At 72.4% G+C, this 20806-nt stretch carries 20 protein-coding genes; 14 read left to right on the top strand and 6 right to left on the bottom strand.

The features are described from left to right. The first annotated feature begins 8 nt into the window (after positions 1-8). On the top strand, positions 9-341 hold the full coding sequence (locus ACGWYL_RS00690) for a cytidine deaminase (protein ID WP_179423770.1): 333 nt from the start codon (positions 9-11) through the stop codon (positions 339-341). Beyond that, complete coding sequence (gene era / locus ACGWYL_RS00685; RefSeq protein ID WP_179423771.1) at positions 338-1255, top strand: GTPase Era; 918 nt, start codon at positions 338-340, stop codon at positions 1253-1255. The genes ACGWYL_RS00690 and era overlap by 4 nt, the downstream gene beginning before the upstream one ends. On the opposite strand, the gene ACGWYL_RS00680 is transcribed toward era, so the two are convergent. Further along, positions 1252-2409, bottom strand: coding sequence for a DUF222 domain-containing protein (locus ACGWYL_RS00680; protein ID WP_395486153.1), 1158 nt, complete (start codon positions 2407-2409; stop codon positions 1252-1254). The genes era and ACGWYL_RS00680 overlap by 4 nt on opposite strands. 70 nt (positions 2410-2479) lie before the next feature. Further along, on the bottom strand, positions 2480-3328 hold the full coding sequence (locus ACGWYL_RS00675) for a LysR family transcriptional regulator ArgP (RefSeq protein WP_395486152.1): 849 nt from the start codon (positions 3326-3328) through the stop codon (positions 2480-2482). 79 nt (positions 3329-3407) lie between these two features. On the opposite strand from ACGWYL_RS00675, the gene ACGWYL_RS00670 reads away from it, so the two are divergent. Both ACGWYL_RS00670 and ACGWYL_RS00665 read left to right on the top strand, forming a co-directional pair. Then, entirely contained in the window at positions 3408-4004 is a 597-nt protein-coding gene (locus ACGWYL_RS00670) for a LysE/ArgO family amino acid transporter (protein WP_395486151.1), read from the top strand. 29 nt (positions 4005-4033) lie between these two features. Further along, complete coding sequence (locus ACGWYL_RS00665) at positions 4034-5047, top strand: PHP domain-containing protein (protein WP_179423779.1); 1014 nt, start codon at positions 4034-4036, stop codon at positions 5045-5047. A 19-nt stretch (positions 5048-5066) separates the two neighbouring features. Here ACGWYL_RS00665 and ACGWYL_RS00660 read toward each other — a convergent pair whose 3' ends face one another. Beyond that, positions 5067-5516: a flavodoxin family protein gene (locus tag ACGWYL_RS00660; RefSeq protein WP_395486150.1), complete on the bottom strand. Its 450-nt coding sequence runs from the start codon at positions 5514-5516 to the stop codon at positions 5067-5069. Positions 5517-5585: 69 nt separating this feature from the next. On the opposite strand from ACGWYL_RS00660, the gene ACGWYL_RS00655 reads away from it, so the two are divergent. The 3 genes from ACGWYL_RS00655 to ACGWYL_RS00645 are packed head-to-tail and all read left to right on the top strand — an operon-like array spanning position 5586 to position 9762. Continuing rightward, positions 5586-6500 carry a MoxR family ATPase gene (locus tag ACGWYL_RS00655; protein WP_179423783.1) on the top strand — a complete coding sequence of 305 codons (915 nt, stop codon included), beginning with the start codon at positions 5586-5588 and terminating at the stop codon, positions 6498-6500. A 2-nt stretch (positions 6501-6502) separates the two neighbouring features. Then, positions 6503-7639, top strand: coding sequence for a DUF58 domain-containing protein (locus ACGWYL_RS00650; protein WP_179423785.1), 1137 nt, complete (start codon positions 6503-6505; stop codon positions 7637-7639). Then, positions 7636-9762: a DUF3488 and transglutaminase-like domain-containing protein gene (locus ACGWYL_RS00645; protein WP_269302934.1), complete on the top strand. Its 2127-nt coding sequence runs from the start codon at positions 7636-7638 to the stop codon at positions 9760-9762. Before ACGWYL_RS00650 ends, ACGWYL_RS00645 begins: the two co-directional genes overlap by 4 nt. Here ACGWYL_RS00645 and ACGWYL_RS00640 read toward each other — a convergent pair. Next, positions 9755-10744 carry a glutathione S-transferase C-terminal domain-containing protein gene (locus ACGWYL_RS00640; protein WP_179423789.1) on the bottom strand — a complete coding sequence of 330 codons (990 nt, stop codon included), beginning with the start codon at positions 10742-10744 and terminating at the stop codon, positions 9755-9757. The genes ACGWYL_RS00645 and ACGWYL_RS00640 overlap by 8 nt on opposite strands. A gap of 188 nt (positions 10745-10932) precedes the next feature. Between ACGWYL_RS00640 and leuA the strand changes: the two genes are divergently transcribed. The 3 genes from leuA to ACGWYL_RS00625 are packed head-to-tail and all read left to right on the top strand — an operon-like array spanning position 10933 to position 14641. Beyond that, positions 10933-12666 (top strand): 2-isopropylmalate synthase, encoded by a 1734-nt coding sequence (gene leuA / locus ACGWYL_RS00635; RefSeq protein WP_179423791.1) that lies wholly within the window; start codon positions 10933-10935, stop codon positions 12664-12666. Positions 12667-12710: 44 nt separating this feature from the next. Beyond that, positions 12711-13361: a GntR family transcriptional regulator gene (locus tag ACGWYL_RS00630; RefSeq protein ID WP_269302933.1), complete on the top strand. Its 651-nt coding sequence runs from the start codon at positions 12711-12713 to the stop codon at positions 13359-13361. After that, positions 13358-14641, top strand: coding sequence for an ankyrin repeat domain-containing protein (locus ACGWYL_RS00625; RefSeq protein WP_395486149.1), 1284 nt, complete (start codon positions 13358-13360; stop codon positions 14639-14641). The genes ACGWYL_RS00630 and ACGWYL_RS00625 overlap by 4 nt, the downstream gene beginning before the upstream one ends. 4 nt (positions 14642-14645) lie before the next feature. Here ACGWYL_RS00625 and ACGWYL_RS00620 read toward each other — a convergent pair whose 3' ends face one another. Further along, positions 14646-15533 (bottom strand): LysR family transcriptional regulator, encoded by an 888-nt coding sequence (locus ACGWYL_RS00620; protein WP_269302931.1) that lies wholly within the window; start codon positions 15531-15533, stop codon positions 14646-14648. A gap of 69 nt (positions 15534-15602) precedes the next feature. Here ACGWYL_RS00620 and ACGWYL_RS00615 point away from each other — a divergent pair, with 69 nt between their 5' ends. Next, complete coding sequence (locus ACGWYL_RS00615) at positions 15603-16685, top strand: saccharopine dehydrogenase family protein (RefSeq protein WP_269302930.1); 1083 nt, start codon at positions 15603-15605, stop codon at positions 16683-16685. 79 nt (positions 16686-16764) lie between these two features. Further along, on the top strand, positions 16765-18267 hold the full coding sequence (locus ACGWYL_RS00610) for an aldehyde dehydrogenase family protein (protein WP_395486148.1): 1503 nt from the start codon (positions 16765-16767) through the stop codon (positions 18265-18267). 2 nt (positions 18268-18269) lie between these two features. Here ACGWYL_RS00610 and ACGWYL_RS00605 read toward each other — a convergent pair whose 3' ends face one another. Beyond that, positions 18270-19202 carry a 1-aminocyclopropane-1-carboxylate deaminase/D-cysteine desulfhydrase gene (locus ACGWYL_RS00605; protein ID WP_179423800.1) on the bottom strand — a complete coding sequence of 311 codons (933 nt, stop codon included), beginning with the start codon at positions 19200-19202 and terminating at the stop codon, positions 18270-18272. Positions 19203-19255: 53 nt separating this feature from the next. Between ACGWYL_RS00605 and recO the strand changes: the two genes are divergently transcribed. Both recO and ACGWYL_RS00595 read left to right on the top strand, forming a co-directional pair. Continuing rightward, the gene (gene recO / locus ACGWYL_RS00600; protein ID WP_179423802.1) at positions 19256-19984 is read left to right on the top strand and encodes a DNA repair protein RecO; all 729 of its coding nucleotides are present in this window, start codon (positions 19256-19258) and stop codon (positions 19982-19984) included. Next, positions 19984-20739 (top strand): isoprenyl transferase, encoded by a 756-nt coding sequence (locus tag ACGWYL_RS00595; RefSeq protein WP_179423804.1) that lies wholly within the window; start codon positions 19984-19986, stop codon positions 20737-20739. The genes recO and ACGWYL_RS00595 overlap by 1 nt, the downstream gene beginning before the upstream one ends. The last annotated feature ends 67 nt before the right edge of the window (positions 20740-20806 follow it).

Here is a 20806-nt window from a genome sequence, read left to right as displayed (position 1 = left end):
TTCGTCGCATGGACCTGACCTCCGAGGACGCGAAGCTCGTGACGCTCGCCCGGACCTCTCGTGCCCGTCTCGGAGTGGCCCAGGGGGCCGCCGTGCGTGACCTCGACGGCCGCACCTACGCCGCTGCCACCGTCCACCTCGACACGCTGCGGGTGTCCGCGCTCGACCTCGCCGTCGCGATGGCCGTCTCGTCGGGCGCGAAGGGCCTGGAGGCCGCCGCGCTGGTCACCGAGGGCGACGTCCCGGTCGGGCTGGACTCGGTGATCGAGTTCGGCGGCGCCGGCGTCACCGTCGTGGTCGCCGATCCGGCGGGCGCCGTCGACACGGTGCTGTCGACATGAGCCAGTTCCGCTCCGGCTTCGCCTGCTTCGTCGGCCGGCCCAACGCCGGCAAGTCCACGCTGACCAACGCCCTCGTGGGCGGCAAGGTCGCGATCACGTCCTCGCGCCCCCAGACCACGCGCCACGTCATCCGTGGCCTCGTCCACCGCGAGGACGCCCAGCTCGTCCTCGTCGACACCCCCGGCCTGCACAAGCCCCGCACCCTGCTGGGACAGCGCCTCAACGACCTGGTCCGCACCACGTGGGCCGAGGTCGACACCGTGGGCATGTGCCTGCCGGCCAACGAGAAGATCGGCCCGGGCGACCGCTTCCTCATCAAGGAGATCGCGGCGCTGCGCCGCAAGCCGGTCATCGCGATCGCCACGAAGACCGACCTCGTGACGCCCGCCCGCCTCGCCGAGCACCTGACCGAGATCGCCGCCGCCGGCGCTGAAGCGGGCCTGTCCTGGCACGAGGTCGTGCCGGTGTCCGCCGTCTCCGGCGAGCAGGTCGAGCTGCTGGGCTCGCTGCTCATCGACACGCTTCCCGAGGGCCCGCCGCTGTATCCCGAGGGTCAGCTCACGGACGAGCCCGAGGAGACGCTGATCGCCGAGATCATCCGCGAGTCCGCCCTCGAGGGAGTCCACGACGAGCTGCCGCACTCGCTGGCCGTCGTGGTCGAGGAGGTCGTGCCCCGCGAGGACCGTCCCGCAGAGAAGCCGCTGCTCGACGTGCGCGCCAACGTGTACGTGGAGCGCGACAGCCAGAAGGGCATCATCATCGGCAAGAAGGGCGCCCGCCTCAAGCAGATCGGCATCGACTCCCGCTCGCAGATCGAGCGACTGCTGGGCACGCCCGTGCACCTCGACCTGCACGTCAAGGTGGCCAAGGACTGGCAGCGCGACCCTCGCCAGCTGCGCAAGCTCGGCTTCTAGGCCACGCGGTACCGCTCGACGTGGGTCATCGGCCCGTCGAGGTGACGGTCGTCGAGGTGTCCGTGGGACTTCATGTTGTGGTGCCGTCGGCACAGGCAGCGCAGGTTGTCGGCCGAGGTGGTGCCGCCCCGGTCGTAGGCGAGCTCGTGGTCGAGGTCGGTCGAGCCGGCAGGAGCCCGGCAGCCGACGACCCGGCAGGCGCCGTCCCTCCAGCGCAGGGCCTGACGCAGTGACTCCGGGGGCCGGTAGGCCAGAACCGTCGAGTCGAGCACGGTGCCGGCCGCGTCGAGCACCAGCCGCCGCAGCACGGTGTGCTCGGACTGCGCCAGCTCGCGCACCCATGCGGCACCGACCGGTTCGCCGTCGAGAGTGAGGCCCGGGCCGTCCGTGAGGCCGACGAGGTCGGTGGCCGCGATGCTGATCGCGATCTCGGCGCGGATGTCGGTCGCGGTGCCCTCGCACGACGTGAGCCAGTGAGCCACGAGGTCGGCCTGCTTCTGGTCGCGCGTGCGTCGCTCGCGCTCGCCCGTCTCGGGGTCGACGGCGGGAAATGCCTTCGCCGCACGACGCAGGCGCTCGGCGACGACCACGGCCACGCCGGTGGGCAGCAGGGCGTTCAACCAGCTGGTGCCGTCGTCGAGGTGGGTGACGCTGACGCGACGCTCGTCGACGGCGCGTGCCGACTCGTGCGCCACCTCGTCGGGCTCGAGGCGGGCGCGCAGACGCCGCAGCCACGAGCGGAGCTCGCCGACCGTGTGCGTCTCGGCGTAGTCGACCACGGATGCGTCGACGGCGGCGACGGCCTCGGAGGTGCGCAGCTTCTCGACGATGGCCGCGATCGCGCCCGCCTTCGCCGCGTCGATGTGACCGACCCGGAACGTGGCCCAGACGCGAGGCGTGTGGTCGCGCAGGGTGCGGGCGTCGTGCAGGATGCCCCACGCCCGCTGCTCGGAGATCGCCAGCTGCTGGGCCATGTCGAGCACCACGGCGCTGCGGCCGTGCTGCTTGCAGATCGACGGCTGGTCGGCTGCGTCGATGAGCTTCGTCGCGCGTTCGAAGTGGCCCAGGATGAGATTCCACGTGGCGTACTCGGCGCGGGCCTGCTCGCGGCGGACGTCGGCGAATGCCTCGTCGTCGGTGCGGGCCCTGAGCATGCCTCATTATAGAACAGGTGTTCGAATATCAAGTTAATTCACGCCGTCCTTCCCGCGATGCGAGACGGGTTCATCGACCGGGTGAGTGGGTGGACACGGCGTCGCTGAGCCGGTCGAGGAGCTCGGAGTCGAGCCGCCACCGCTGCCAGTACAAGGACACCCGCGTGACCGATCGGCCCAGGCGGATCAGCGTGCCCGCCTCGATGCCGGCGCGGGCCTGCGCCTCCGGCAGCAGTCCCCAGCCGAGCCCGGCCTCGATCGCGGCCCGGAAGTCGTCGGATGACGGGACCTCGTGGACGACGGGAGGCGCGACCTCGGTGTGGCGTCGAAGCTCCTCGTGCTGGAGCCGGTCCTTGGCGTTGAACACGACCATCGGCATGCCCGACCAGTCGGCTCGCCCCGAGCGAAGGAGCGACGGATGGGCGACCGGCAGGTACCTCATCGTGCCGAGCGGGGTCACCGAGCAGCCCTGCACGGGGGAGGGGTCGCTGGTCACCGCGGCGACCACCTCGCCGCGCCGCAGCAGGTCGTGGCTGTGCCCCTCGTCCTCCACGCGCAGCCGCAGCGCGACACCCTCCCACGTGGCGATCTCGGCCAACACGGGCCGGAACCACGTGGCCAGGGAGTCGGCGTTGATCGCCAGCGCGAGGTCGGTCGGGCCCTCGGTCAGCCCGTCCGTGAGTGCCTCCGCGAAGACGAGCTCGAGCTGGCGGCCGAGCCGCACGAGTGGGGCTCCCGCCTCGGTCGGCACGCAGGGCGTCCCGCGGCCCACGAGCACCCGGCCGACGGCGCTCTCGAGTGCACGGATGCGCTGGCTGACGGCGCTCGGGGTGACGTGAAGCCGCTCGGCCGCGGCCTCGAAGGAGCCGGTGTCGGCGATCGCCACGAGCGCCGACAGCTGGGCGGGGGAGAGGTCCATGGATCGAGTTAAGCACTCCTTCACCATGCGAAGAAAGATTCGTTGGACTTCACGACGTCACGGATCCTACGGTCGAACGGTGCTGAACGCCTTCGTGACCGGAATGATCACCGGCCTGTCCCTCATCGTCGTCATCGGCGCCCAGAACGCCTTCGTCCTGCGCCAGGGCATCCGGCGGGCCCACGTGGGCGCCGTCGTCGTCATCTGCGCGGTGTCGGACCTCGCGCTCATCCTGGCCGGAGTCGCGGGCATCGGGGCGATCGTCGACCGGGCGGGCTGGCTCATCGACGTCGTCACGTGGCTCGGCGTGGCGTTCCTGCTCTGGTACGGCGTCGGCTCGATCCGGCGCGCGTTCCGCCCCGAGCACCTGGACGCCGCCGGGCGCACCGCCGCCACCCTGCGTGCCGTGATCCTGCAGGTGCTGGCGCTCACCTGGCTCAACCCGCACGTCTACCTCGACACGGTGGTGCTGCTCGGCTCGATCGCCCAGACCCACGGCGACGACCGCTGGTGGTTCGGAGCGGGCGCCTCCGTCGGCAGCATCGTGTGGTTCTCGTCGCTGGGATTCGGGGCCACGCGCCTCGCGCCCCTGCTCGCGCGCCCCCGGGCGTGGCAGGTGCTCGACCTGGTCATCGGCCTCGTGATGTTCGTGATCGCGGCGTCACTGGTCTGGTGACTCACGAGGACATCCCGCACGATGGAGGGGTGGACCCCGTCGAGGCGCTGCGCGAGACCGCGTTCTGGCTCGAGCGCGAGCGTGCGTCGACCTACCGGGTCGAGGCCTTCCGCAAGGCCGCCGCGGCACTCGCCGACCTGACCCCCGACGAGGTCGTCGAGCGTGCCGGGAACGGTTCGCTGGGTCGGATGAAGGGCCTCGGCCCCCGCACGACCACGGTCGTCGAGCAGGCGCTCTCGGGCGACGTGCCGGAGTACCTCTCCGACCTCCGCGCGCGCAACACCGGACCTCTCGCCGAGGCCGGGGCCGAGCTCCGGGCCCTGCTGCGGGGCGACCTGCACAGCCACTCCGACTGGTCCGACGGTGGGAGCCCGATCGAGGAGATGGCGCGCGCGGCGGTCTGGCGCGGCCGCGAGTACCAGGCCATCACCGACCACTCGCCCCGGCTCACGGTCGCCAACGGGCTGAGCCGCGAGCGTCTCGAGGTGCAGCTCGAGGTCGTCGCCGACGTGAACGACCAGTTCCCCGACGTCACGCTGCTGACGGGCATCGAGGTCGACATCCTCGACGACGGCGCGCTCGACCAGGACGACGACCTCCTCGGTCGCCTCGACGTGGTGGTGGCGAGCGTCCACTCGAAGCTGCGCATGGACGCCCCGGCGATGACGCGGCGCATGGTCGCCGCGGTCTCGAACCCGCACACCGACGTGCTGGGGCACTGCACCGGCCGCCTCGTCGAGGGCTCGCGCGGCACCCGGAAGCAGTCCCAGTTCGACCCCGATCAGGTCTTCCGCGCGTGCGCCGAGCACGGCGTCGCCGTCGAGATCAACTCCCGCCCGGAGCGCCAGGACCCGCCGGACGAGCTGATCGACCTCGCGTACGACCTGGGCTGCCTGTTCGCGATCGACACGGACGCCCACGCGCCGGGCCAGCTGGACTTCCTCGACCACGGCGCCGCCCGCGCGGCCGATCGTGGCATCGACCCCGACCGGATCGTCACGACCTGGCCGCTCGACCGCCTGCGGGAGTGGCTACGACGCTAGCGAGCCGCAGGAGCCCGGATCAGGCCATGAGCAGCGCGGCGAGCGTGCCGCCGAGCTCGGTGGCCGCGTCGAGGTGCGGGGCGACATCGCCGGTGAAGACCAGCGGGGGAGCGGCCAGGGTCCACTGCAGTCCGGTCGTGATCGACTCCATCGCGCGCTCGGCGCCGATCGTGTCGTAGCCACCGCGGATCCAGTACGAGAAGGGCCGCTTGGCGGTGGGCTCGCGCACGTCGTTGTAGACCGTGTCGAAGAAGTGCTTGAGGGCGCCCGAGATGTAGCCGAGGTTCGCCGACGTGCCCAGCACGTAGCCGTCGGCCGCCAGGACGTCCTCGACGGTGGCCTCGAGCGCGGAACGCACGACGACCTCGACGCCCTCGATCGCGTCGTCGCGCGCACCGGCCAGGACGGCGTCGCCGAGGGTGGTCAGACGCGGGGTGGGACAGTGCTGCACGACGAGGAGGCGGGCCATGGCGTCACCGTAGCCGCCGGTCCGTTCGTTCGCGTGTCCGATATTGCTCGGTGTGCCTAGGATCAGGCCATGGACTTCGCCGCAGCAGCACAGGCCGTCCTCGACAACGTGGCCAAGGTCATCGACGGCAAGCAGCAGGCGATCGAGACTGCCCTCGTGGTGATGCTGGCCGAGGGCCACCTGCTCATCGAGGACGTCCCCGGAGTCGGCAAGACTGCGCTCGCCCGCGCCCTGGCCCGCTCGGTCGACGGCTCGGTGCGACGCATCCAGTTCACGCCCGACCTGCTCCCGTCCGACGTCACCGGCGTCTCGGTGTTCAACCAGGCCAGCGCGGAGTTCGAGTTCAAGCCCGGCGCCGTCTTCGCGAACCTCGTGGTCGGCGACGAGATCAACCGCGCCTCGCCCAAGACCCAGTCGGCGCTGCTGGAGTCGATGGAGGAGCGCCAGGTCTCGGTCGACGGCACCACCTACCCGCTGCCCCGCCCGTTCATGGTGGTGGCCACGCAGAACCCGTTCGAGATGGAGGGGACGTACGTCCTGCCGGAGGCGCAGCGCGACCGGTTCATGGCGCGCATCTCGCTCGGCTACCCCGACACCGACGCCGAGCTGGCGATGCTGCGCGACCGCGACACCCGCGACCCGGCGGCGCTGCTCGAGTCGGTGATCCTCGTCGACGACCTGCAGCAGATGATCGCGCACGCCCGCGGCATCCACGTGGCCGAGTCGGTCGAGCGCTACGTCGTCGCCCTGGCCCGCGCCACGCGCGAGTCGGGCGACCTCCGCCTGGGCGCCAGCCCGCGCGCCACGCTCCAGCTGGTGCGCGCCGCCAAGGCCCTCGCCGCCGTCCGCGACCGTGAGTTCGTCCTGCCGGACGACGTGGTCGAGCTCGCGCCCCTCGTGCTGACCCACCGCCTGGTCCCGCTGCGTGGTGGCGGGAGCTCCGACGAGATCGTGTCGGACATCCTGCGCCGGGTCCCGGTCTGACCATGTGGCTCACCGGACGGTCCATCGCGTTGATCGCGGCCGCTGCGGTGAGCCTCGCCCTGGCCGCCCTCGTCGGCATCCCCGCGCTCCTCTACGTCACGGGACTGTGCGCTGGGCTCGTCGCCGTCGCCGTGGTCCTCGCCGTGCTGGCCCGGCCGAGGCTCGTGCTCACCCGCACCGTGACGCCCGCGATCGTCGAGCCCGACGAGCCGGTCGAGGTCGTGCTGGACGTCGGCGTCGTCTCGGGCGTGCCGGTCGTCGCGGGTCACTGGCGCGACCGCCTGCCCAGCACCGTGCTCGGCACGGCCACCGGCACGGTCCCGGTCACCGGCGAGCCACGCGCCCGGGTGGAGTACGTCGTCACCGGGCGCCGTCGCGGGAGTCACGAGCTCGGCCCGTTCTCGGTCTCGGTGGGCGACGCCTTCGGGCTGGTGCAGCGCTCCCTCGTCGCGGGCGGCCGCGACCGCTTCATCGTGCTGCCGCGTCGGCACTCGCTCGACGTGCGGGTGGGCCCGGCCGGCGCCACCGACGGGGCCACGCGGCTGCACCCGACCTCGGGCCTGGGGCAGGACGACGTCATCGCGCGCCCCTACCTGCCGGGCGACGCCCTGAAGCGCTGGCACTGGAAGGCCACCGCCCACCACGGCGAGCCGATGGTGCGGCAGGAGGAGTCCGAGCTGCGGCCCACCGTCCTGGTCGTCCTCGACGCCGACCCGCGCGTCCACGACCACGCCGGCTTCGAGTGGAGCGTCTCGGCCGCCGCCTCGGTCGTCGCCCACTACGGGGGACGCGGCTTCGACGTCGACCTCGCCACCGGAGCCCAGCAGGTGTCGCTGGAGTCCGGCCACGGTCTGCAGGACGCCCTCGTGGTGCTGGCGCTCGCCGAGCCCGACTCCTCGCCCCTGATCATCCCGGCGCGCGAGCGCACCACCTTCGTCATGACCGGCTCGCTCGACTCCACCTCGGCTGCTCGCCTGCTGCAGGCCGTGCCGTCGCGCGACACGATCGCGTTCGTCGCCCGCGGCACCTCCGAGGACGCCCACGGCGCCCTCGCCGCGGCCGGCTGGCACGTCGTCGTCCGCGACTCCAACGAGGACCTGGAGGCCGCCTGGGCCGCGGCGACGGGGGTGCCGGCGTGAGGCGCGACCGCGGCGACGAGCTCAACGACACGCTGGTCGTGCTGGGCGCGACGGCCGTGCTGCTCGGTGGCTTCGCGCCCCTGTTCGACGGCCTGCGCTGGGTCGTGGTGGTGCTCTCGCTCGTGGTCTCCGTCGCGGCGGTGACCGCCGTGGTCCGCCTCTTCGCGCCCACGTGGGCCACGCCTGCCGGGGCCCTGGCCGCGGTGCTCGGGCTGGTGTGGATGTTCGTTCCCGGCACCACCGTCCTCGGCATCCCCACGCCGTCCTCGTTCGTCGAGCTGGCGTCCATGCTCGGCGATGCCCGGACCACGATCGTGGAGGAGGTCGCGCCGATCCTGCCGCCCGACTCGGTGGTGCTGCTCGTCGCGATCGCGTACCTCGTGATCTTCGTGCTGTCCGACGCCGTGGCCCGCCAGGCGTGGCGTGTGCCGCTTCTCGGGCTGCTGTGGGCGACGATGCTCGTCGTCCCCAGCGTCATCGCGATGGAGATGCCCCCGTGGTGGCTGTTCGCCGGCACGGCCGTGGCGTGGCTGTGGCTGTGGTGGTCGGAGTCCCCGCATGTCGGCGTCATCCCGAGCGGGGCCGCGGCCGTCACGGGCGTCGGCGCGGTGGCCGTCGCGCTGGTGGTGCCGGTCGTCGGGCCCGAGATCGACCCCACCTCGAGCGACTTCGGCGTCGCCGAGAGCCAGGTCTTCGGCACAGGCATCAACCCGATGATCGAGCTGGGCCGCAACCTGCGCCAGACCCAGCCCCGCCGCGTCCTGACGTACTCCACCGAGGGCACCACGGGCCAGTACCTCAAGGTCGCGACGCTGCGTCAGTTCAGCGGGCGCTCCTGGATCCCCAGTCCGGTCATGGGCGACCTCGACATCGAGGGCCTCGACGACCTCGACGAGACCATCACGTCCGAGGAGCGCACCACCAGCATCCGGATCGAGAGCCTGCGCTCGAGCCTGCTGCCGGTGCCGTACCCGGCCACCAGCATCAAGGGCCTCGAGGGTGACTGGCAGTGGCTGCGCGACGGCAGCACCGTGCGGGCCCAGGGTCGCACCACGACCGAGGACCAGAGCTACACCGTGACGAGCCTGGACCGGCTGCCCACGGCCGACCAGGTCCGCGACGCCGGCGACGCGGGCCGGTCTCTCGACTCGTACCGCTCGCTGCCGGACGACGTGCCCGAGCTGGTCACGCGGCTGGCCCGCGAGCGCGCCGGCGACGCGGACAACGACTACGACCGCATGCTGGCGCTCCAGGACTGGCTGCGCACCGACTTCTCGTACTCCGTCGAGGCGCCGGTGGACGAGGGCTACGACGGCAACGGGCTCGACGTCATGGAGGAGTTCCTGGAGAAGCAGACCGGGTACTGCGTGCACTTCGCGTCCACCCTGGCCGTGATGGGTCGCGTGCTCGACGTGCCCACGCGCGTCGCGGTCGGCTACGCGCCGGGCGACAGCCTCTTGGGCCGTTCGGTCGACGAGTCGACGTTCGGCGTCGACTCCGACGACCTGCACGCCTGGACCGAGGTGTACTTCCGCGACATCGGCTGGATCCCCTTCGACGCGACGCCGGGCATCGGCGAGGCCACCGAGTTCGCCGAGGAGGTCGAGTCGAGCGGTGGTTCGGACGCCGACTCCGAGGTTCCCGAGGCGAGCGGCCAGAACGGGCGGACCCTCGACCCGCAGGACGAGCAGTCCGCGCAGCAGTCCGCCGGCGAGACGGGCCCCACGTGGCGGCCCGCCCTGCTGGCGCTGCTCACGGTGTCCGTGCTCGGCGCGGTTCCCGCGCTGGTCCGCCAGGTGCGTCGCCGTCGCCGGTGGAGCGCGGGCGAGCGATCCAGCGAGCCGCTGTGGAGCGAGGTCTCCGACACCGCGCGCGACCTCGGCATCGGCCTCGACCCCACCGAGACACCGCGGGTGTTCGCGGGCCGGCTCGAGTCCCACGGCGTCGCGGGGTCCGACCTCGACGGGCTCGTCGCCCAGGTCGAGCGCGACCGCTACGCCGGGACCGGACCGGGCACGGCCCGGGTCGAGGAGGCGCAGCGCGTCGTGGAGTCGCTGCAGGCCGCCAGCAGCCGCAAGGCGCGCTGGTGGGCGCGGCTCGCGCCGCGGTCGCTGCTCAGGTGACGGGCTCGAGCCACACCGAGGTGTCGGGCCCCTTCGGCACGATCTGCGTCGGGTTGATGTCGGTCTGCACCACGTAGTAGTGCTGCTTGATCTGCTCGAAGTCGGTGTTGCCGCCGAACGCGGGGTGTGCGTAGAGGTCGCGGGCGTAGCGCCACAGGTGCGGCATCTCGGTGAGCTGGTTGCGGTTGCACTTGAAGTGACCGTGGTAGACGGCGTCGAAGCGCGCGAGCGTGGTGAACAGGCGCACGTCGGCCTCGGTGATCGCGTCGCCCATGAGATAGCGACGGTCGGAAAGGCGGTGCTCGAGCCAGTCCATCGTGCTCCAGAGCCGGTCGTAGGCCGCGTCGTACGCCTCCTGCGACCCGGCGAAGCCGCACCGGTAGACGCCGTTGTTCACCTCGGTGAACACGCGCTCCATGACGTCCTCCATCTCGTCGCGCACGGCGGCGGGCCAGAGGTCGGGGGCGTCGGGGGAGTGGTGCTCGCGCCACTCGAAGAACAGGTCGTGGGTGATCCACGGGAAGTCGTTCGTGACGACCTGACCCGAGGCGACCTCGACCATCGCCGGCACGGTGATGCCGCGCGGGTAGTCGGGGTAGCGCGCGAAGTAGGCCTGCTGGAGCCGCTCGATGCCCAGGACGGGGTCGACGCCGCCGGGATCGAGGTCGAAGGTCCAGCTGCGGGCGTCGTGGGTGGGGCCGGGGAGGCCCACGCTGATGACGTCCTGCAGTCCGAGCAGGTCGCGGACGATCAGGGCGCGGGTGGCCCAGGGGCACGCCTTCGCGGCGACGAGCCGGTAGCGGCCGGGCTCGACGGGCCACGTGGGCGCGTCGGCCACGGGCGGCTTGCCGGTGCCCGCGCGGTCATCCGCAGGGGCGCCGCCGTCGCGCGTGATGCGGTCGGGGATGTAGTTCATGTCGCGGTCGAAGGCCGAGCCGGCCTTCACGTACGAACCGGTCGTGGCGTGTGCGTCGTCGGCCATGCTCCCGACCCTAGCCACCCGGGACGATCCGCGCCGGGAACGGCCGGTGCTACGCTGGCTCCATCATGCGGATCGCGAACCTCCTCCTTCGCCGCCGCGTCGAGGTCCTCTGAAGGTCGGACCCCTCGGCGCGGAGTCAGTCATGGCCGGCCGCTGAATCGCTCGACGATCCCCGAGGAAGACCTCCCATGAAGAACAACCCTGTTTCCCCCCAGCAGCCCTCCGGCATGCCGTTCGGCCGCTACCAGCCCTTCACCCCGATCGACCTGCCCGACCGCACGTGGCCGGCCCAGCAGATCACGCAGGCCCCGCGCTGGCTCTCCACCGACCTGCGCGACGGCAACCAGGCCCTGATCGATCCCATGACCCCGGCCCGCAAGCGCCGCATGTTCGACCTGCTCGTGCGCATGGGCTACAAGGAGATCGAGGTCGGCTTCCCGTCGGCCAGCCAGACCGACTTCGACTTCGTCCGCTCGTTGATCGAGGGCGGCGCCGTCCCCGAGGACGTCACGATCTCGGTGCTGACGCAGGCCCGCGAGGACCTGATCGAGCGCACCGTCGAGTCGCTGGTGGGCGCCCCGCGCGCCAACGTGCACCTGTACAACGCGGTCGCTCCGCTGTTCCGCCGCGTCGTGTTCAACGTCGACCGCGACGAGTGCCGCGCCATCGCCACCCGCGGCACCGAGATGGTGATGAAGTACGCCGAGCAGCTGCTGGGCGACACCGCGTTCGGCTACCAGTACAGCCCCGAGATCTTCACGGGCGCCGAGCTGGAGTTCAGCCTCGAGGTCTGCGAGGCCGTCATGGACGTCTGGCAGCCCGAGGGCGACCGCGAGATCATCCTGAACCTGCCGGCCACCGTCGAGATGGCCACGCCGAACACGTACGCCGACCAGATCGAGTGGTTCAGCCGCAGCATCAGCCGTCGTGACGCCGTCGCGATCTCGCTGCACCCGCACAACGACCGCGGCACCGCCGTGGCCGCCACCGAGCTGGCGATGATGGCCGGCGCCGACCGCGTCGAGGGCTGCCTGTTCGGCCACGGCGAGCGCACCGGCAACGTCGACCTGGTGACGCTGGGCATGAACCTGTTCAGCCAGGGCATCGACCCGCAGATCGACTTCTCCGACATCGACGAGGTCCGTCGCACGGTCGAGTACTGCACGAACCTTCCGGTCCACCCGCGCCACCCGTACGCGGGCGACCTGGTCTACACCGCGTTCAGCGGCTCGCACCAGGACGCGATCAAGAAGGGCCTGGAGGATCTCGACCGCCAGGCCGCCGCGCAGGGCGTCCCGGTCGCCGAGCTGCCGTGGGAGGCGCCCTACCTGCCGATCGACCCGCACGACGTCGGCCGCACGTACGAGGCCGTCATCCGCGTCAACAGCCAGTCCGGCAAGGGCGGCGTCGCGTACATCATGAAGACCGAGCACCAGCTCGACCTGCCGCGTCGCCTGCAGATCGAGTTCAGCCGCGCGATCCAGTCGATGAGCGAGGGCGAGGCCGGCGAGATCCAGCCCGACGAGATCTGGGGCGCGTTCACGCGCGAGTACCTGGAGCGCGACGAGCCGTACTCGCTGACGCGCTTCACCTCGGTCACCACCGAGGACGGTCGCGACGAGCAGGTCGTCGACCTCGTCGTCCGTGGCCAGGAGCGCTCGTTCAAGGGCGAGGGCAACGGTCCGGTCGCGGCCTTCGTCGACGGCATGCGTCAGGCCGGGGCCGACATCCGTGTCCTGGACTACAGCGAGCACGCGCTCAGCTCGGGCGGCGACGCGAAGGCCGCGGCCTACGTCGAGTGCGAGATCGCCGGCGAGGTCGTGTGGGGCGTCGGCATCCACGAGAACATCGTCACCGCCTCGCTGCGTGCCGTGGTGTGCGCCGCCAACCGCGCGGAGGCCACCACCATCCCGGTGGGCTGAGCGAGCAAGGTCCGACGTCGGGGTCGTTGGTATACCGTTTTGGTATGCCAACGACCCCGACCTCGTTCCGCCCCTTGCGCGACGACGTCCGCGACCTGATCCGCGAGCGGATCATCGCGGGCACGCACGCGCCGGGCACCCGCCTCGTGGAGCGGACGATCGCGTCCGACCTCGGCGTCTCGCGGATCCCCGTGCGCGAGGCGCTGCAGGCACTCGTGCTGGAGGGCTTCGCGGTCGACCGTGACACCCGCGGCATCGCGGTCCGGGCCTACGAGCCCGACCAGATCGCCGAGCTGGCCGAGGTCGGCGCCGCCCTCGAGCGCGTGCTGGTGGGCCAGGTCGTCGCGACCGTCACGGACGAGGGGCTCGTCGGCCTGCGCGCGGTGCTGGACGAGGCGCAGGACGCCATCGACCGGGGCGACCTCGACGCGGCCGTCGCGGCCAACGGCCGGTTCCACGACGCGCTCGCCGCCCTCGGCGAGGGCACGATGGCGCACGAGGTGCTGGGCACGGTGTCGCAGCGTCGCCGCTGGCTGCTCGCGCAGCACACCGATCCGGCGCCGATCCACGCCGAGCACGTCGCGCTGTTCGACGCGATCGCCAGCGGCGACGCCGACCGGGCCCGGCGGATCACGGAGGACCACGCGCGGACCACGGTCGAGAACGCGCTGCGCACGCGGGGACCGGTCTCGTGAGCCTGCGCACCACGTCGCTCGCGGCGATGGTGGCCTCGGCCGGGCTCCTGCTGGCGGCCTGCCAGGCGTCGGGGGAGGACCGGGCCGAGAGGCCTGCCGCGAGCACGACGGCCACCCCGACGACGCCGTCCCCGTCCCCCTCGCGGAAGGACCCGCCGATGGACCTCGACCAGGACCAGCTCGACGCCCGGCTGATCGCCGCCGCCTGGGACGACGACGTGAAGGCCGCGCGTCGGCTGATCGCCGCCGGCGCCGACGTGAACGCCACCGACGACACCGTCCAGAGTGCCCACCTCATCGCCGCGAGCGAGGGGCGTCGCGCCCTGCTCGACCTCACGCTGCGGCACGGCGCGGACCTCGACGTGCACGACTCGTTCGACGGCACCGGCGTGATCCGCGCGGCCGAGCGCGGGCACGCCTGGATCGTCGGGCGCCTGCTGCAGGCCGGCGCCGACCCGGATCACGTCAACAACCTCGGCTGGGTGGGCCTGCACGAGGCCCTCGTCTTCGCCAAGCCCGAGCGCCGGCGCCAGTACGTCGACACCGTGCGCGTGCTCGTCGCCGGGGGAGCCGACGTGCGGATCGCGTCCCGGCGCGACGGACTCACGCCGGTGCAGCTGGCCGAGCGGCACGGGCTCGAGCCGCAGGCGCGCCTGCTGCAGAGGGCCCGGGGCGCCGAGAAGCTGGGCCCCGAGGTCGCCGGCCGCCGGCTGCTCGCGGCGGCCCGCGAGGGAGACGCGGACGCCGCTGCCCTCGCCCTGCGTGCGGGCGCCGACCTCGAGGTCCGCAACGAGCTGCGCCAGACGCCGCTGCTGCTGGCCTCGACCCACGACAGCGTCGCGGTGGCCCGCCTACTGGTGGCGATGGGTGCCGACCCGGACGCGCTCGACCACCAGCACGACACGCCCTGGCTCGTGACGGGGGTGACGGGCAGCGTCGCGATGCTGGAGGCGCTGCTGCCCGCCCGTCCCGACCTCACCATCGAGAACCGGTACGGCGGCCTCTCGCCGATCCCGGCGGGGGAGCGCGGCCACGTGGACTACATCCGCCGCGTCATCCGCACCGACGTCGACCTCGATCACGTGAACGACCTGGGCTGGACCGCGCTGCTGGAGGCGGTCATCCTCGGCGACGGCTCGCGCCGCTACGAGCAGATCGTCCGGCTTCTCGTCGACGCCGGCGTGGACACGGGCATCGCCGACAAGAACGGCGTGACGGCGCTGGAGCACGCGCGAGCCGCCGGGTACGACGGGATCGTCCGGCTGCTCGAGCGGGCCTGAGGGCTCAGCGCGCCCGCAGCGCCTCGACGATGGCGCGCAGCAGCGGGCGGTCGCGCTCGCCGGAGCGCACGGCCGCGCGGATCTCGCGCCCGAGCCGGGCGCCGGCCGGGACCGCGGTGTGCAGTCCGCGCCGGTCGACGTCGATCGCCAGCTGGGGCAGCAGGGTGACCCCCTGCCCGGCCGCGACCGCGCGGGACAGCAGCTGGAGGTCGTCGGTCTCCCAGCGCACCTGCGGCTCGAAGCCCGCCTGCCGGCAGGCGTAGCGGACCGACTGGCCGCACGCCGCCTCGGCGGGTGGCATGACCCACGGCGCGTCCGCGAGGTCGGCCAGCGTGGTGCCCTCGGGGAACGGCTCGCGCCCGATGAGCACGAGCGGCTCGCGGTGCACGGTCGTGGCGGTCACCCGCGGCGGGATGGGCATGGGGGCGTGCTCGTAGACGTCGACGAGCGCGAGGTCGATCCGGCCCTCGTGCAGCGCGGCCAGGCTCGACTGCGGCTCGGCCACCGTGACGGTGGCGTCGATGCCGGGATGGTGCTCGCGCAGGTCGGTCAGCGTGGGCAGCACGAACTCCTGCGCGGCCGAGGCGATCGTGCCGATGCGGACCCGGCCGACGAGGTGGTCGTCGAAGCCGTCGATGTCGCCGCGGGTGGCCTCGAGCAGGCGGACGAGGCTGCGACCGCGCTCGGCGAGCACCTCGCCGGCGGCCGTGAGGGCCACGCCGCGGGGGAGTCGCTCCAGCAGCGGCACGCCGGACTCGCGCTCGAGCGTGGTGATCTGCTGGGAGACGGCCGACGGGGTGATGCTGTTGGCACGGGCGGCGCCGGCGATGGAGCCGTGGTGGGCGACGTCCACGAGGAGCCGCAGTCGGTTCGGGTCGGGCAGGTCGCGCACGGTGGTCCTCCGAATGCGTTAGAAGAACTTACGCTGGACAGTCTGCCGCATCAGGCAGACGATGGGGTAGTGAGGATTGAGAACGTCGCCGTGTTCGGACTCGGCAAGGTCGGAGAGCTCGTCGCGCACCTGCTGTCGCGTGCGGAGTTCAAGGTGGTCGGATTCGACTCGCGCGAGCGGGAGGTGCCGAACCTGCAGACGCGGGTGCTGGACGTCGCCGACGCCGACGCGCTGCGCGCGGCGCTGAGCGAGGTCGACGGCGTCGTCTCGTGCCTGCCGTACCACCTGAACATCGCCGTCGCGGAGGCCGCGCACGACACCGGAGTGCACTACTTCGACCTCACCGAGGACGTCCCCACGACGAACCGCGTGATCGAGCTGTCGAAGGACCGTCCCGACAGCGTGTTCGTCCCGCAGTGCGGTCTGGCGCCCGGCCTCATCGGCATCGTCGGCGCCAGCCTGGCCTCGACGTTCGACTCGATCCGCAGCATGGAGCTCAAGGTCGGCGCGCTGCCGCAGAACCCCACGGGTCTGCTGGGCTACGCGTTCAACTGGTCGGCCGAGGGCGTCGTCAACGAGTACCTCAACGACTGCGAGGTCGTTCGGTCAGGCGAGCGCCGCATGGTGCCCCCGATGACCGAGAAGGAGCGCGTCGTCATCGGCGGCATCGAGCTCGAGGCCGCGCTGACCTCGGGCGGCCTCGGCACGATGTGCCAGACCTACGAGGGCCGCCTGCAGCGCCTGGACTACAAGACGATGCGGTACCCGGGCCACTTCGAGCAGATGCACTTCCTGTTCGAGGAGCTCAACCTGCGCGACGAGCGCGAGCTCGTCGGCCGGATCCTGGTGGACGCCAAGCCGCCGGTGAACGACGACGTCGTCTACCTGCACGCCGCGGTGGAGGGCATCCACTCCGGCCAGCCGTTCCGACGCAACCACGTCCGCGCCTACCGGCCGATCGACATCGACGGCCAGACCTGGCGCGCCATCAGCTGGACCACCGCGGCGAGCGCCGTGGCCGTCGTCGAGCTGGTCGCCGCCGGGAAGCTCCCCTCCACCGGCTTCGTCCGGCAGGAGGACATCTCCCTGACCGACCTGCTCGCGACGCACTCCGGCCAGCTCTTCGACACCCACGGAAAGATCGACGCATGAACGAGCGCCAGCGAGTGAACGAGGGGCCCCGAATGCCGGCTTCTTCGTACCCTGCACTTTCTTCGACGAAGGAGTCGGCATGAGCATTTCTGACCAGGTCACCGAGATCTTCGGGCGCATCGGCGCGTCCACGCAGTTCGCCGCCGACGGCGAGATCGTCTGCCGCACCCCGATCGACGGCTCCGAGCTGGGCCGCCTCCAGGCCGACACGGCGCAGTCCGTGGGCGAGGCCGTGGGCCGGGCCCACGCCGCCTTCCAGGAGTGGCGCACCGTGCCGGCTCCCGCCCGCGGCGCGTTCGTCCGCGAGCTGGGCAACCTGCTGCGCGAGCACAAGGACGACCTCGGCGCCCTCGTGACGATCGAGGCCGGCAAGATCCTGTCCGAGGGCCTCGGCGAGGTCCAGGAGATGATCGACATCTGCGACCTGGCCGTGGGCCTGTCGCGCCAGCTGCACGGCCTGACGATCGCCAGCGAGCGACCGGGCCACCGCATGATGGAGCAGTGGCACCCGCTGGGCGTCGTCGGCGTCATCAGCGCCTTCAACTTCCCGGTCGCGGTGTGGTCGTGGAACGCCGCGCTGGCCTTCGTCTGCGGCGACAGCATCGTGTGGAAGCCGTCGGAGAAGACCGTGCTCACGGCGCTCGCGTGCCGCGCGCTCGCCGAGGAGGCCGCCCGACGCTCGGGTGCCCCCGAGGGCCTGCTGCAGGTCGTGGTCGGCGCCCGCGAGGTGGGCGAGGCGCTCGTCGACGACCCGCGCGTGCCGCTGGTCTCGGCCACCGGATCCACACGGATGGGCAAGGAGGTCGCGCCCCGCGTGGCCGCCCGCCTCGGCCGCAGCCTGCTGGAGCTCGGCGGCAACAACGCCGCCATCATCGCGCCCAGCGCCGACCTCGAGCTGGCCGTGCGCGGCATCGTGTTCTCGGCGGTCGGCACCGCCGGCCAGCGCTGCACGTCGCTGCGTCGCGTGATCGTGCACGAGTCGGTGAAGGACGAGCTGCTCCAGCGCCTCGTCGCCGCCTACGAGACCCTGCCGATCGGCTCGCCGCTGGACTCCGGGACGCTCGTCGGCCCGCTGGTGGACGAGTCCGCCGCGGCCGGCTTCGCCAAGGCCCTCGACCAAGCGCGCTCCGACGGCGGCGCCGTGCTGACCGGCGGCACCACCGCCGAGGGCGTGGAGGGTGGCCACTACGTGCACCCCGCGATCGTCGACATGCCCGACCAGACCGAGATCGTGCGCGCCGAGACCTTCGCGCCGCTGCTCTACGTGCTGACGTACCGCGACCTCGACGAGGCCGTCGCGCTGCACAACGCCGTCGACCAGGGCCTGTCCAGCGCCATCTTCACGACGGACGTGCGCGAGGCCGAGCTGTTCGTCTCGGCGACCGGCTCGGACTGCGGCATCGCCAACGTCAACATCGGCACCTCGGGCGCCGAGATCGGCGGCGCGTTCGGCGGTGAGAAGGACACCGGCGGAGGCCGCGAGTCCGGCTCGGACGCGTGGAAGAGCTACATGCGCCGGTCGACGAACACGATCAACTACTCCACCGAGCTGCCGCTCGCGCAGGGCGTCGACTTCGGCTGAGGTCAGCCCAGCGCGGAGCGGTACGCGAACAGCGAGGGGCCGCCGCCGGTGTGCAGGAACACCGTGCGGCGGCGCAGCTCGGGGTCGCCGGGCAGCGCCGCGTACGCCTTCGCCGTGTAGACGGGATCGAGCGCGATGCCGCGCGTGGTGGCGAGGCGGTGGATCTCGGCCAGGCCGGCCGGCGACGGGATGCCGTAGCCGTCGCCGAGCTGAGAGTCGTCGAGCACCCAGCGGTCGTCGTCGGGGACGGGCACGCCCAGCTCGTCGGACGCCTGCGCCAGCAGGTCGCGCAGCTGGGCCTCGGTCTGCTCGAGCGAGTGGTAGACGCAGACGCCGCGCACGACCGTGTCGACCTCGGCGGCGGCGAGCCCGATCACCAGGCCCGCCATGGTGCCGCACGTGGACGCGGCGACGACGATCTCGTGCGGGTCGAACTCGAGCTGGCTGTACAGCTCGAGCGCGGTGTCCACGTGACCGAGGACGCCGATGCGGTCCGAGCCGCCGGGCAGGATCACGGCGAGGTCGTCGCCGTGCTCGGCCATGAGCTCCAGCGCGAGTGCGCCCGCGGCGTCGTCGTCGGCCACGACGTGGCGGGTCGCGCCGAACAGCTCGGTCAGGAACGCGTTGCCCGAGCCCGTGTAGTCCGCGTCGGTCCGCGGCACGGCCTGCACGGCGATGGCGTCCAGGTGCAGCCCGAGGCGGGCGCAGGCGGCTGCGGTGGCGCGCACGTGGTTGGACTGCAGCGCGCCGAAGGTGACCACGCGGCGCTGGCCGCGGGCGACCGCCGCGCCCAGCAGGAACTCGAGCTTGCGGACCTTGTTGCCGCCGAAGCCGAAGCCGCTGAGGTCCTCGCGCTTCATCCAGAGTCCGTCCACGTCCTGCAGGGGCGTGGGCCACACGCCGAGGTGGGCGCGGGGGCGATCGCTCAGGTCCATGGACCCGAGCGTGCCACACCGGCGGACGACCGCGACTGGGGCAGAATGGAGCGGTGGGCACCTATCGCGACTCCGGTGTCGTCCTGCGCACCCAGAAGCTGGGGGAGGCCGACCGCATCGTCACGATGCTCACGCGCGGACGCGGCGTCGTGCGGGCCGTGGGCCGCGGGGTCCGCAAGACCTCCAGCCGCTTCGGCGGGCGCCTGGAGCCCTTCATGCACGTCGACGTGCAGTTCGCCGAGGGCCGCTCGCTCGACGTCATCGCCCAGGTCGTGACGATCGACCCCTTCGCCTCGCACCTCGGCGCCGACTACGGCGCCTACACGGCGGGCACGGCGATGCTGGAGACCGCCGAGCGTCTCGTCGCCGACACCGCCGAGCCCTCGGTCCCGCAGTACCACCTGCTGGTGGGGGCGCTGCGCGCGCTCACCGAGCACCGCCAGCCGCCCGGCGTGCTGCTCGACTCGTTCCAGCTGCGGTCGCTCGCGATCGCCGGCTACGCCCCGTCGTTCGACGGCTGCGCCCGCTGCGGCCTCGAGGGCCCGCACCGCCACTTCCATGCCGGATCCGGCGGCATGCTGTGCGACGGCTGCCGCGTGCCGGGCTCCTCGGTCCCGTCGGCCACCACGGTGGCCCTGCTCGCCGCGCTGCTCGTGGGCGACTGGAGCGCGGTCGGGCTGGCCGACGAGCGGTCCCGCCGCGAGGCCGGCGGCATCGTGGCCAACTACCTGTCCTGGCACCTCGAGCGCGGCCTGCGCTCCCTGGCCCACGTGGATCGCTGATGCCCCGAAACCCCACCCCGCACCCGTCGGGGGCCACCCCGCCGCGCCTCGCCCCCGAGCAGGTGCCCCAGCACGTCGCGATCGTCATGGACGGCAACGGCCGCTGGGCGAAGGAGCGCGGACTGCCGCGCACCGAGGGCCACAAGGCCGGCGAGGCGGCGCTGTTCGACGTCGTCGAGGGCGCGATCGAGATCGGCGTCAAGGCCGTCAGCGCCTATGCCTTCAGCACCGAGAACTGGAAGCGGTCGCCCGACGAGGTGAAGTTCCTGATGGGCTTCAACCGCGACGTCATCCGCCGCCGCCGCGACGAGATGCACGAGCTCGGCGTCCGCGTCCGCTGGGCGGGCCGGCGCCCCCGGCTGTGGCGCAGCGTCATCCGCGAGCTGGAGGAGGCCGAGCAGCTCACGAAGGACAACACGGTCTGCACCCTGACGATGTGCGTGAACTACGGCGGCCGGGCCGAGATCGCCGACGCCGCCGCGGCGCTCGCGCGCGACGTCAAGGCCGGCCGGCTGAACCCCGAGAAGATCACCGAGGCCACCTTCGCGCGCTACCTCGACGAGCCGTGGATGCCCGACGTCGACCTCTTCTGGCGCACCTCCGGCGAGCAGCGCACCAGCAACTTCCTGCCGTGGCAGTCGGCCTACGCCGAGCTGGTGTTCAGCGACATCGCGTGGCCCGACGTCGACCGCCGCGCCCTGTGGGCCGCGGTGGAGGAGTACGCCACGCGCCAGCGCCGCTACGGCTCCGCCTGACCGACCCCGCCTCCGGCGGGCGAGATGTGTAGCGCTCTCCACTCTTCTGAGGCCACATGGCCGGATT

This window comes from Aeromicrobium sp. JJY06 (genome assembly GCF_044069275.1).
GTDB lineage: Bacteria > Actinomycetota > Actinomycetes > Propionibacteriales > Nocardioidaceae > Aeromicrobium > Aeromicrobium tamlense.
The sequence above is the reverse complement of the archived record's forward strand: the minus strand, read 5'-3'. Positions and strand labels throughout refer to the sequence as shown.

What these genes read in the sequence shown, in the direction of transcription:
- ACGWYL_RS00690 (WP_179423770.1), top strand. Translation starts at nt 9, where the DNA reads ATGGACCTGACCTCCGAGGACGCGAAGCTCGTGACGCTCGCCCGGACC.
- era (WP_179423771.1), top strand. Translation starts at nt 338, where the DNA reads ATGAGCCAGTTCCGCTCCGGCTTCGCCTGCTTCGTCGGCCGGCCCAAC.
- ACGWYL_RS00680 (WP_395486153.1), bottom strand. Translation starts at nt 2,409, where the DNA reads ATGCTCAGGGCCCGCACCGACGACGAGGCATTCGCCGACGTCCGCCGC.
- ACGWYL_RS00675 (WP_395486152.1), bottom strand. Translation starts at nt 3,328, where the DNA reads ATGGACCTCTCCCCCGCCCAGCTGTCGGCGCTCGTGGCGATCGCCGAC.
- ACGWYL_RS00660 (WP_395486150.1), bottom strand. Translation starts at nt 5,516, where the DNA reads ATGGCCCGCCTCCTCGTCGTGCAGCACTGTCCCACCCCGCGTCTGACC.
- ACGWYL_RS00655 (WP_179423783.1), top strand. Translation starts at nt 5,586, where the DNA reads ATGGACTTCGCCGCAGCAGCACAGGCCGTCCTCGACAACGTGGCCAAG.
- ACGWYL_RS00650 (WP_179423785.1), top strand. Translation starts at nt 6,503, where the DNA reads ATGTGGCTCACCGGACGGTCCATCGCGTTGATCGCGGCCGCTGCGGTG.
- ACGWYL_RS00640 (WP_179423789.1), bottom strand. Translation starts at nt 10,744, where the DNA reads ATGGCCGACGACGCACACGCCACGACCGGTTCGTACGTGAAGGCCGGC.
- leuA (WP_179423791.1), top strand. Translation starts at nt 10,933, where the DNA reads ATGAAGAACAACCCTGTTTCCCCCCAGCAGCCCTCCGGCATGCCGTTC.
- ACGWYL_RS00630 (WP_269302933.1), top strand. Translation starts at nt 12,711, where the DNA reads ATGCCAACGACCCCGACCTCGTTCCGCCCCTTGCGCGACGACGTCCGC.
- ACGWYL_RS00610 (WP_395486148.1), top strand. Translation starts at nt 16,765, where the DNA reads ATGAGCATTTCTGACCAGGTCACCGAGATCTTCGGGCGCATCGGCGCG.
- ACGWYL_RS00605 (WP_179423800.1), bottom strand. Translation starts at nt 19,202, where the DNA reads ATGGACCTGAGCGATCGCCCCCGCGCCCACCTCGGCGTGTGGCCCACG.
- ACGWYL_RS00595 (WP_179423804.1), top strand. Translation starts at nt 19,984, where the DNA reads ATGCCCCGAAACCCCACCCCGCACCCGTCGGGGGCCACCCCGCCGCGC.